This is a genomic window from Arthrobacter sp. Y3222053 (assembly GCF_059092805.1).
The window spans coordinates 1-11,335 of record NZ_JBNHIA010000011.1; the positions used below are offsets into that span (position 1 = coordinate 1).

Annotated in this window: 7 protein-coding genes and 1 tRNA gene; 2 read left to right on the forward strand and 6 right to left on the reverse strand. The window is 70.1% G+C overall.

What is annotated here, in order from left to right; genetic code table 11:
* Positions 1-115 precede the first annotated feature (115 nt).
* Together scpC and AC5RUW_RS16495 are read right to left on the reverse strand one after the other, a co-directional pair.
* Positions 116-1,642: a succinyl-CoA:acetate CoA-transferase ScpC gene (gene scpC / locus AC5RUW_RS16490; RefSeq protein WP_494161675.1), complete on the reverse strand. Its 1,527-nt coding sequence runs from the start codon at positions 1,640-1,642 to the stop codon at positions 116-118.
* A gap of 134 nt (positions 1,643-1,776) precedes the next feature.
* A tRNA-Lys gene (locus AC5RUW_RS16495) sits at positions 1,777-1,850 on the reverse strand.
* 196 nt (positions 1,851-2,046) lie between these two features.
* Between AC5RUW_RS16495 and AC5RUW_RS16500 the strand changes: the two genes are divergently transcribed.
* On the forward strand, positions 2,047-3,000 hold the full coding sequence (locus tag AC5RUW_RS16500; RefSeq protein ID WP_494161676.1) for an endonuclease/exonuclease/phosphatase family protein: 954 nt from the start codon (positions 2,047-2,049) through the stop codon (positions 2,998-3,000).
* 24 nt (positions 3,001-3,024) lie between these two features.
* On the opposite strand, the gene AC5RUW_RS16505 is transcribed toward AC5RUW_RS16500, so the two are convergent.
* The 3 genes from AC5RUW_RS16505 to AC5RUW_RS16515 form a co-directional block, all read right to left on the reverse strand.
* The gene (locus tag AC5RUW_RS16505) at positions 3,025-6,897 is read right to left on the reverse strand and encodes a lamin tail domain-containing metallophosphoesterase family protein (RefSeq protein WP_494161677.1); all 3,873 of its coding nucleotides are present in this window, start codon (positions 6,895-6,897) and stop codon (positions 3,025-3,027) included.
* 181 nt (positions 6,898-7,078) lie between these two features.
* Positions 7,079-7,768, reverse strand: coding sequence for a peptidyl-tRNA hydrolase (locus AC5RUW_RS16510; protein ID WP_494161678.1), 690 nt, complete (start codon positions 7,766-7,768; stop codon positions 7,079-7,081).
* A gap of 84 nt (positions 7,769-7,852) precedes the next feature.
* A complete protein-coding gene (locus AC5RUW_RS16515; RefSeq protein WP_494161679.1) occupies positions 7,853-9,292 on the reverse strand; it encodes a DUF5129 domain-containing protein in 1,440 nt (479 codons plus the stop codon).
* 216 nt (positions 9,293-9,508) lie between these two features.
* On the opposite strand from AC5RUW_RS16515, the gene AC5RUW_RS16520 reads away from it, so the two are divergent.
* Positions 9,509-10,243, forward strand: coding sequence for a glucose 1-dehydrogenase (locus tag AC5RUW_RS16520; protein ID WP_494161680.1), 735 nt, complete (start codon positions 9,509-9,511; stop codon positions 10,241-10,243).
* 77 nt (positions 10,244-10,320) lie between these two features.
* Here the strand turns inward: AC5RUW_RS16520 and AC5RUW_RS16525 are convergent, their stop codons facing one another.
* On the reverse strand, positions 10,321-11,292 hold the full coding sequence (locus AC5RUW_RS16525) for a sugar-binding transcriptional regulator (RefSeq protein ID WP_494161681.1): 972 nt from the start codon (positions 11,290-11,292) through the stop codon (positions 10,321-10,323).
* Positions 11,293-11,335 lie beyond the last annotated feature (43 nt).

The following is an 11,335-nucleotide window of genomic DNA, read 5'->3' on the forward strand; positions in this document are numbered from 1 at the left end:
GCTCCATCACTACAATTATCACCGACCCCATACCGGGATCGAGGGACGCTCACCCATAGAACGCGTTCACAACGACCGTAAGAGTTACAGCTAGGCCCCGTCCGCGCAGGGTTGCCTACAGCGAGGCTGCCTGCGGGCGGCTGTCGCCGGTCTCCACGAACCGCTGGTGGAAGGACAGCGCCTCGTTCAGCAGGTGCGGGGTGTGCTTGCCGAAACTCTCCCGGCAGGCCCGGTCAAAGTAGTCCTGCAGCAGGGGCTGGAAGTCCGGGTGGGCGCACTTGTCGATGACCGTGCGGGCCCGCTGCTTGGGCGAGAGTCCGCGCAGATCCGCCAGCCCACGTTCGGTGATGACGACCATCGTGTCGTGCTCGGTGTGGTCCACATGCGAGACCATGGGCACGATGGCGGAGATCTTTCCGCCCTTGGCCGTGCTGGGCGACATGAACGTGGAGAGGAAACCGTTCCGGGCGAAGTCGCCGGAGCCGCCGATGCCGTTCATCATCGCCGTGCCCGCCACATGGGTGGAGTTGACGTTGCCGTAGAGATCAGCCTCGATCATGCCGTTCATGGCGATGCAGCCCAGCCGGCGGATCAGCTCGGGATGGTTGGAGATCTCCTGCGGGCGCAGGATGATCCGTTCCCGGTAGAAGGCGATGTTCCGGTTGAATTCCTCGATGCCGGCCGGGCTGAGCGAGAGGGCGGTGGCGGAGGCCTTCTCCAGCACCCCGTCACGGATCAGGTACAGCATGCCGTCCTGGATGACCTCCGTGAAGGCGGTCAGGCCGCGGTAGCCGCTGTCGGCCAGCCCGGCCAGCACGGCGTTGGCGATGTTCCCGACGCCGGACTGCAGCGGCAGCAGGGACTCCCCCAGCCTGCCGGCTTTGATCTCGTGCCCGAAGAAGTCCACCAGGTTGGCCGCGATCTGCTTGGAGGCCTCGTCCGGGTCGGCGAACGGCGTCAGCCGGTCGGGGGCGTCGGTGACGACGACGGCGGCGACCTTCTCCGGGTCCAGGCGCAGATACGGCTCGCCGATCCGGTCATCGGGTTCGGTCAGCATGATCGGCTTGCGGTGCGGCGGCAGGGCGGTGCCGTAGTAGACGTCGTGCATGCCGTCCATGGCTTCGGACTGCTGCAGGTTGACCTCAAGGATCACCTTGTCGGCCTGCTCCAGCCAGGTCTTGTTGTTGCCGACCGAGGAGGACGGGATCAGGCTGCCGTCCTCGTTGATGCCCACGACCTCCACGACGGCCAGGTCGATATGTCCGTAGAACCCGAACCAGGTGTGCTGGGCGACGTGGCCCAGATGGATGTCGAGGTACTCAAGTTCGCCGTCGTTGATCCGCCGGCGCATCTCGGGATCGGACTGATAGGGCAGCCGCAGCTCCATGCCTCCGGCCTTGGCCAGCACGCCGTCCAGTTCCGGCGCGGTGGACGCCCCGGTCAGCACCTTGATGCGGAACTCCTCGCCGCGGGCGTGGGCCGCCTCCATCTGCGCGGCGAGCGCCTGCGGCACCGACTTCGGGTACCCGGCGCCGGTGAATCCGCTCATCGCCACCGTCATTCCGGGCTTGATCAGCGATGCGGCCTGGTCAGCCGACATCAGCAGGTTACGGAGTCCGGGGTGGAGAATGCGGTCGTTCATGCTGGCCTTTCACGAGGTGGAACCTCCCCACCCTACCCCGGTGTGAGCACCGCCTCATAAAGCCGGTGCAGGTGCTGTGCGGCAGGCCGCGTGCCCGGCGCCGGACCTCCGCGCCCCCGCCCGGCTCAGTCAGGTGCCCCCAGCAGGGTTCGAACCTGCGACCCACCGATTAAAAGTCGGTTGCTCTGACCAGCTGAGCTATGGGGGCCGGACGGCGTGTTCCGTCCGGTTCCAGTATGCCTCCGCTGCACCGCGGCCCGCCCGCGTCCCGCCGTTCAGGTTGCTTCGCCGGCGTCTTATACGTGAAACCTACCTGCACGGGGCACGTGCCCTGTCGACGGCTGCGGCCGACGGGACAGCATGCCATGCGCAGGGGTGGCCCGGAGAGCAAAAGAGGAGCAGCCGTGGACAACTTCACCCAGCAGGAGCATCAGGGAACAGCGGGCCGCAGGACGGTCCTGGGAGCCTTGGGCGCCGCCACGCTGGCGGCAACGTTCAGTACCGTCTCTCCCGGGCACGCCGTCGGCCGGCAGCGGCCGCCGGGGCAGCTGATCGGCCCGGCGGCCGCTCCGGACGTGCACGCGATGAGCTTCAACATCCGGATGGAAAGCTCCGAGGCACGCCCGGGCCAGCCTGACTACTGGCCCGAACGCATCCCCGCCCTGCAGGCGCTGCTCCGCCTGGAGCAGCCCACGGTGTTGGGCGTGCAGGAAGCGGAGTTCCACCAGCTGGCCGCCGTCACGGACGCCCTGCCCGCAACCTATCGGATGGTCGGTTACGGCCGGGAAGGCGGCTGGCACGGAGAGCACTGCAGCATCTTTTACGACAGCGCTCGGCTGCGCCTGGTGGCGTGGAACCAGTTCTGGCTCTCCGACGCCATCGGCGTCATCGGCTCCAGGACATGGGGCAACCGGATTCCGCGTGTGGTCACTTGGGGCAGGTTCGCCGACCGCGCCACCGGCCGGGAGTTCGTTGCCGCCAACACCCACCTCGACCATGAATCGGAGAACGCGCGGGTCCGCAGCGCGCGGTTGATGGCCGAGGCCAGGACCTGGTTTGCCGGAACGCCCATGATCCTGATGGGCGACTTCAACGCCTCCGCTGCGGCGTCCCCGGTGTATTCCATCCTCGTCGGCTCCGAAACATTCCGGGACACCTGGCGGTCAGCCGGAAACCGGCTGACTCCGGCGTACGGCACCTCGCCGGGATACCGGATGCCCGCAGTCGGCGGCCGGCGCATCGACTGGATCCTGGGCACGGACGGCATTCCCGCCCGGTCCACCGGAATCAACCCGTTCCGGCACAACGGACGCTGGCCCAGCGACCATCTTCCGGTGCAGGCCCTGCTCCGCCTCTAGCCGGCCGAGCAGGACCTGCACGCGTCACGGAAGCCGGTTCGCCGCCCGACGGCGACGGATCAGGATCAACGATCCGGCGGCCAGCAGCGCCAGGGCCGCCGCAGCGGCGGTCAGGATGCCGGCGCCGACGCCGGTGTGGGCCAGGCCGCCCTGGACGGACAGATCCGCGACGTCGGCCGTTGCTTCGCCGGACGGCTCGCCCCCGCCGTCGGGCGCGGCCGGGCCGCCGTCCTCCCCTGCGCCCCCGCCGGTATTGTCGGACGGCTCCGGCGATGGCTGCGGGTCCGCCGGTTCGCCCGGCGTCGGACTGCCCGGATCCCCGGGGGAAGCGCCTGCGGCGGGGAGCACGGTGACCGCCGCGGAGGTGTTGCCCGCGGCGTCGGCGGCCCGCACCGTGACCAGCTGCCCGACGTCGGTACGCGGCAGGGCGACCCGGTGTGCGGCCCCGGCCGGAACGGACGCGGCGTCCGCTTCCGTGGACGGGCCGGTCACCGCCCACCCGGACGCGGCGAGCGTGGTGTCCCGGCGCAGCGAGACCTTGGCGACGAACTCGTCGTCTCCGGCGTCGTAGCGGGCGGCCGCACCGCGGAACCCGGGTTCGTCGTACTTCCAGGCCTCAAACGAGTCCAGGGTCGGGGAGTAGGTGTTCACGGCCATCAGCCCGGCGTCGAGGTCGAACTGGAGCAGGCGCTGGAAGCCGGTATCCCGGTCCAGCAGATCCGCCCGGGTGACCGTGGGATCGGCGGCCTGGGTGGAGCGGTAGCCCTGGTAGTCAGCCAGCATTTCCACCACCGTGCGCCCGCTCGCTCCGACGTTGGTGATGGCGTAGGCGCCGTCGCCGGCGATTTCCGTGGCGTCCACCTGCCCGCCGGTCACCGGGTCGGCGTAGCTGGTAACCACGCCGTGGTAGTGCCCGCCGAAGACCAGGAAGACGTTGTCGTTCGGCGCCACCACGGTGTTCCACATCGCGTCGCCGGTGGCGCCGTAGCGCAGCTCCACGTTGTCCCGGGCGCCGCTGGTGTGCAGGTACGAGTGGGTAGCCAGGATGACGTTGTGTCCGGGATGGGCCTGTGCCTGCGCCGACGCCCACTCCATCTGCTCCAGGGAGGGGCGGTAGGGCAGGTTGATCACCATGAACTCGACGCCCTGCGCCGTGAAGAAATCGGTGTGCGCGGAGTTGTCCCCGGGGGCCCAGGCTTCCCCGTACCAGGGCTGCTCCGAGAACATCTCCACGGGGAAGTACTCGTTGTACTTGTCGTTGTTGTAGCCCCACATGTTGTCGTGGTTGCCGGGCAGCACGCCGTTGGGGACGCCGGCCTCGTTGAGCAGGCCCACGATGCTCCGCGCCGCCGCGTACTCGCGGTTGGCGCGTTCCGCGGAGTGGTTTCCGTTCATCCAGTTCTCGACGATGTCGCCGGTCAGCGAGTTATAGGCGATCTTGCGGGCATCCTTATTGGCGATCACCCAGGTGGCCATCTGTCGGAAGACGTCCCGGAAGCCCTCGGAGTAGAACTGGGTGTCGGTCATATGGTTGACCGCGAAGTCGTAGCTGCCGGGGTTGGCGAAGGCCTGGTCGGCGACGCCCACCTCATCGAGCAGCCCGCCGGCAGTGCGCGGCCCGTCGATCACCATCACATGCCCGACGCCGTCGGTCACCGCCTCGGGCGGCAGGGCGGCGGAGAGCGTCAGGTCGCCGTCGGCGGACGGGACGGCGGCGGCGAGCTGCCGCCATTCGGCTCCCGTCCAGGCGAGCAGCTGCACCTCGTTGCGTGCTTCGCCGGTTCCCGTCCACGTGAACTCGGGCAGGTCCGCGGCGTCGGGCACCGGGATCTCGAAGCGCTGGAACGGGAAGCCGCCGTCCTCGCCGCGGGTGTCCAGCTCCTGCCGCTCCGAGCCGGTCACCTCCCGCTCGCCGTCGACGGAGAGCCCGGCCGGAACGGGGTCGGGGCTGACGCCGGCGTGGACCACCACGTCCTCATCCGGACGCAGCGGCGCGGTCCGGGTGCTCAGCTCCAGGGCCGCGTCGTCGGCGTCGGCCACGGTGATGCCGAGATCGGCGCCGTCTCCGGTGCCCCCGTCCACCTCCAGCACCGGGGTGCCGGGGACCGCGTCCGTGTCCACGGCCGCCGGGTCCGTCTCGCCCGGCAGCGGAACGGTCGGATCCACGTAGGGGGTGTCCGCCAGGACGCCAGGGGTGCGCGGGGCCATCTGGAAGTCGAGTTCATTGTCCCCGGTGTGCCGGGCGCGGGTCACCGACTCGCCCTCGTCGAAGCGGGTGTAGTTGCGCACCTCCTCCCCGAGCCGGCAGGGAGTATCGCGGTCGACGTTCACGTCGTACACGGCCACCGCATCCACCAGCGCGCCGGTGTCGTCGGTGATGTACATGCCGTATCCCTCGGTCTCGTTGAGACCCTCGGTGTAGACGGCCTGCGCCGAGTTCAGCAGGGCCGCCGGGGCGCCTGCGGCGGCCATCAGGTAGGTCTGGCCCGGTGCAAGGACGACGTTGCCCAGGTCCGGGACCTGGGCGTTGGGCCCGACGCCGGCCTGCCCGCTGCCGTAGCAGCGGAAGGCGGAGAATCCCGAAAGGTTGATGGGTTCGGTGCCGTAGTTGGCGAGCTCCACGAATTCGTCGGCGCTGCCGGCGGGGCCGGCGGCGGTGATCTCGCTGATTTTCAGGCCGGTGTGCGGAGAGGGCGCGGCGGTGGTCGGCACTGCGGCCGGGTCGTGGCTGCCGGGCGTGCGGGTGGTGGTGACGGCGAAGTCGGCGTCGTTGCTGCCGGTGTCGCCCACCCGCTGGTAGGCCTCGTCGTTGAAGGGGTTCAGTTTCGGCTCCACCGGGGCGCCGTCGGTGCAGGCGCTGTTGCGGTTGTCGTAGGCGCCCACCCGGTCCACGATTTGCTCGTCCGCGGTCAGGAGCATGAGCCCGAAATCACGGAAGTGCAGGCCGGTGGCGTAGGTGGCGTCGGCCTCCGCGGCGAGCGCGGACGCCTCGTGGGCGAAGACCCAGCTGTCGCCCGGTGCCACCACCGATCCGGCGGCCACGGAGCCGATCTGCACGTACTGGGTGCCGTTCTCCCCGCAGCGGAAGAGCTGGTAGCCGCCCATGTCCACCGGCTCGGCGCCCTGGTTGGTGATCTCGACGTACTGTTCCGCGGTGCCGGCCGAGCCGCCGTTGGTGAATTCGGTGATCCGCAGTCCGTTGTCCACTTCCCGCACCGTTCCGGTGGCCGCGTTCGGGGCGCCCACCGTCCGGGCGGCGACCACCCAGTCCTGTTCCAGGTTCCCGGTGTTGGCCACCCGCTGGTGGGATTCGTCGAGCCGGTGCTGCAGCCCGCGCTGCAGCCAGTTCCCGTTGGCGTCGGCGCAGTCCGTGGCGACATCGGCGTGGTAGAAGCCGACGGCGTCCACCCGCTGCCCGCTGCCGTCCTCGAGGAAGGCGCCGAAGCCGAACTCGTGCAGGCTGGTGTCATAGAACGCGTCGGCGGCGTAGCCGGAGCCGGCCCGGGCGGCGGTGAATTGGTCGCCGGGGGCCAGGACGGTGCCGGCGGGCACCACGGCCTGCGGCCCGTAGCCGCCGCCGGTCTGCCCGCACCGGTAGATCTTCCAGCCGGAGATGTCCATCGGCGCGGCACCGTAGTTGGTGATTTCGATGAAGTTCTTCGTTGAGTCGCGGTTGGCCTGCGTGGTGGCGCCGGCGCCGCCGTTGGCGATTTCGCTGATCAGCACGTCGGAGCCGGGCCGGATGTCGTAGCGCATCGGCACGGCCCCCTGCGCGGGAACGGCGGCGGAGGCGGCCAGCAGTCCGCCGAGGAGCAGGGCGCCGGCGGCGGTGCCGGAACGGCGCCTGCGGGCAGCGTCGGCTGGAGGTACCGGCCGGCGGGAACGGGTGGAGACCAAGGTATGCCTTTCGGGTGCGGTGCCCCGGGGTGTCCGGGGAGGCTTCCCCTCACGGGAGCCTCACCGTCGAGCCTTCCCAAGCCAGGGAAAGCCTCGTTGGCCGAAAGGTGAATCGCGGGTGAAGACTGTCCGAACGCCGCATGCCGGAGACGGCACGGTGCCGCACGCGGCGCACGGCAGGTCAGGCAGCTACCGGTGTTCCGGGGAGCACGAAGGCGGTGGCGGTTCCGGGGTCGATCTCGGTCAACCCGGCGTCGACGATCAGCGGGCCGTTGCCGGGCCGGTCCGCAAGCGCCGCGAAGTCCTCCGCCGCCAGCTCACGCACGAGCACCGAGGCCGGGATCGCGGGCAGCGCCGGAACGGTGTAATCCCCGACGTCGGCGACGGCGGTGCGGTCCGCCGCCTGGAGGTACCAGGCCAGCAGCGCGTGCGCGCCCTGCGCGGAGGCCTTGCCGGTGGACATGTTCAGGCCGGCGTTCAGGACGATCACGGGTACGGTTCCGGGGGCACCCGCGTCGGCGGGCCCGCCTTCGGTTCGGGGCAGCTCGGTTCCGGAAACCTGCAGGGCACGCAGCGCCCGCGGCATCTGCTCGTAGGTCACCGGCTCAAAGGCGACGGCGCGGGCCCGCCCGACGGCGGTGATCCCGCCGGGGGCGCCGGCGGCGAGCTTGGCGAAGGCCTTCGGCCCGGCGCGGCGGACGGTCTTGGTGAAGCGCCCGTCCACCCAACCGACCCACGCGGCGTCGTCCTCCCGGTCCGCGTAGGACCGGACGGATGCGAGCGCGGCAGCTGCCACGGCGTCGTGATGCGCGGCCGGCTCCGCCTTGTCAACGAGCAGGACGATGGGCTGGACGGTGTCGGCGGGGAGCATACTCCCAGTTTTTCACGCCCGCCGTGCCCGTCGGCGCGCCCGCCGCGGAGCCTCCGAACCGCTGGCAGTCAGGAGGCTCCCACGTCAGAAGCGTGAGGAGCTGCCCGAGCCGGAGAAGCTGCCGCCGCTGGAACCGTATCCGGTGCTGGAACCGGAGCTGGCCGCCGAACGCGCGGACTCCACGCTGCTGACCCCGGCGCTGTAGCTCTGGATATACATGGGGGCGGTGAAATACCAGGTGGACGGGTACGCGGCGTCGAGGATGCCGTAACCGCGCCGGTACCGTGTGCCGCGCCTGCGGGCCTTCTCCATTTCCCCGCGCATCGACTCCAGCTCGGTCTTGTTCTTCGCATAGGCCTCCATCGCGGCCTCGCTGTGCTCCTGCAGCAGCGCCGAGAGTTCCTCCCGGGCGCGGCGCAGTTCATCCAGCGCCTGCTCCGGGCTCATCCGCCCCTCGGCGAGGGCATGCGCCCACTCCCCCGGCCGGTCCTGGGTACGGCTGCGGAACCGGCGCAGCGCATCCGCCGTCGGGCCGGAGGCCAGCCCCTGCGCGAACACCTCGTCGAGTTCCTCCAGGTCCTCGCGCAGCGGGAGTGCCTGCCGCTCCCATGCGGCCTCCCAGCCCGGTGCCCGGTTCAGCAGGGTGTTGGTGTCGGCAATAACGTCGTCCACGGCGTCGAGCTCACCGGCGGTCTCGGCGTAGCGGTCGATCACCTTGGTGGCCCGGGTGGTCTTCAGCTCCTTGTCGGAGAACGCCCGCGCCTGGTTGCCCAGCTCCGTGGCCTCCGTGTACTGCTCTTTGAAGCTGCGGTACCGGTCCAGGACCTTGGCGCCGTAGGGCGAATCCTCCGGGATGGTGTGGGTGTTCAGTTCGGTTGCATCCAGGTCCGCGGTCACGCTGGCGTACGCGGCTTCGGCCTCGCGCAGCTTTTCCCGGTTCTTCTTCTGCCGGTTGTTCCGCACCAGCACGACGGCGCCGGCGGAGATGCCGCCCGCGGCCAGGACGCCGCCTCCGGCGATGTAGAACGCCGGGTTCCGGTACCAGGGACGATTGATCAGTTCCGCGCCGCGTTCGACGCCGGCAATCGCGGCGTCGGTCCACTGCGCATCCCGCAGCAGGTCGTAGGTGGATTCCTGGATGTCCTCGCGCTGCTCCAGGCTGACCTTGCGGTCCTCGCCCATGTAGGTGCCCACCTGCCGGCCGACCGGGTCGAAGGCGAAAAGGTAGAGCCCGTCGGCCCACTTCTGACCGTCGGGGCTGAGCCAGTCCGGATGCTCGGCCCGGGCGTAGGCCAGGACTTCCTCGTTGAAGTTGTCGGAGGCGCTGCCGTTGCGGGTGTACACAACCACCTTGGTCGGTTCGTAGAAGTCGATCTCCTCCAGGGCGGGCACCAGCGTGTTCCGGTCCAGCACGCCCGCGGTGTCCTCCACCACGATGTCGGTGGGCGTCTCGGCGAGCGCTGCCGGCGCTCCCCCCAGCAGGGCCAGCACGGTCAGGAGGGCGACGGCGAACAGGCGGCGCATACAGGGGCCTTTCGGGTTGGTGCACCGGGAAGTGCAGCAGATGCTTCCACGCCCAACGTACCGCCGGCGGCCCGCGCGCACCTCCGTCGGAGGGACCATTTTCGTGCTTCCGGCCACCCGGGGCCGTTCTCCCGGTCACATCCGGTGCCGTGACGGAATCTTCCGCTGTGGCCGCTGTTGAAGAAGACAAGCAACCGTTCAACAGAAGGAGACAGCATGGGACGCGTGGAGAACAAGGTCGCCCTGATCAGCGGCGGCGCCCGGGGCATGGGCGCCTCGCACGCCAGGGCCCTCGTGGCGGAGGGCGCCCGCGTCGTCATCGGCGACATTTTGGACGAGGACGGCCGGAAGACCGCTGCGGACCTCGGCGACAGCGCCCGGTACGTGCACCTGGACGTCACCCGCCCGGAGGACTGGGAGGCGGCGGTGCGCACCGCCGTCGAGGAGTTCGGCGGGCTGGACGTGTTGGTCAACAACGCCGGCATCGCCAACTTCGGCCACATCGAGGACTTCACCCTCGATCAGTGGAACGCCATCGTGAGCATCAACCTGACCGGCGTGTTCCTGGGCATCAAGGCGGCCATTCCCGCCCTGAAGGAGTCCAAGGGCGGCTCGATCATCAACATCTCCTCCACCGCGGGGCTGCAGGGCTTCGTGGAGCTGCCGGGCTACACCGCCACCAAGTACGGCGTGCGCGGCCTGACCAAGTCGGTGGCCCTGGACCTGGGCAAGTACGGGATCCGGGTCAACTCCATCCACCCCGGCGTGATCAGGACCCCGATGACCGAGGGCATGGACAACCCGATGAACCACGCCGCCCTGCACCGGATGGGCGAGGCGCAGGAAGTCTCCAACATGGTGGTGTTCCTGGCCGGTGACGATTCGAGCTTCTCCACCGGCGCGGAATTCGTGGTCGACGGCGGCGAGACCGCCGGCCTGGCCAACCATTAGGACGTTCCGCCAGCGGGCCGGCGCCGCCGCCATCCCCCTCCGGCGGCGCCGGCCCGGCGGCTGGAACGCTCCGGCGGCTAGAACGCTCCGGGCATCAGCCGGGAGAGCCGCCGCATCAGGGTCCGGGCGGTGCCGTCGTCGATCGCCAGGTCGGTGATCACGCCGGCCCGCAGCGCGGCAATGAGACCGGGCACCTTGTGGTCTCCGGCCACCACGCACAGCCGCCGAGGAATCCGGCGCAGTTCCTGGGGCGTGGGCCCGGAGGCCCGCCGGTTCAGGCCGATATCGGCGTAGGTGCCGTCCTCCCGCAGGAACACGGTGCACACATCGCCCACCACCCGGTGCGCGGCGAACTCCCGGAACGCGTCCTCGGTGAGGTAACCGCCGCTGTAGACCTCCGACGGCGAGGGGCCCTCGAAGGCGCCCACGCTGAAGACGGCCAGGTCCGCCTCGGCGCGGACTGCGAGGACCCGGCGCACCGTGGATTCGCGCCACATCAGCTCCCGGGTCTGCTCGTCGTCGAAGAACGCCGGGGTGGGAAACTCGATCAGCGCGGCGTCAAAGGACGCGGCCATCTGCGGCAGCAACCCGGGCGCCCGGCCGGTCTCCGGATCCCGCGCGCTGACCGCCCCGTTCATCTGCACCACCATCGCGTCGCGGGTGGGCTTGGGCTGCACATAGGAGGCCACGGCCGACGTCGTCGTGCCCCAGGCCACGCCCATCGTCATCCCGTCGCCGAACCAGTCCCCGATCAGCACCGCGGCGTGCCGGGCGGCCGCCTCCAGCCGCTGCGCCGGCGTCGCGGTGGGCGAGACGGCCGCCAGGTAGGTGGTGACGCCGAAGGCCTTCCGCAGCGCCCGGACCAGTTCATTGCCCGTGTCCACCGGCGCGGCCAGGGTGATGCGCACAATGCCCCGGTCCCGGGCCGCCTGCAGCATGCGTGACACCGTGGACCGGGAGACCGCAAAGCGCTCCGCGACCGCGTCCATGGTCGCGCCCTGCATGTAGTAGAGCTCCGCCGCGCGGTACAGCCGGGCGTCTTCGTGCATGGCAGCCGTCCTTTCCGTGCACGTTCGTTCAATCCCTTTGATC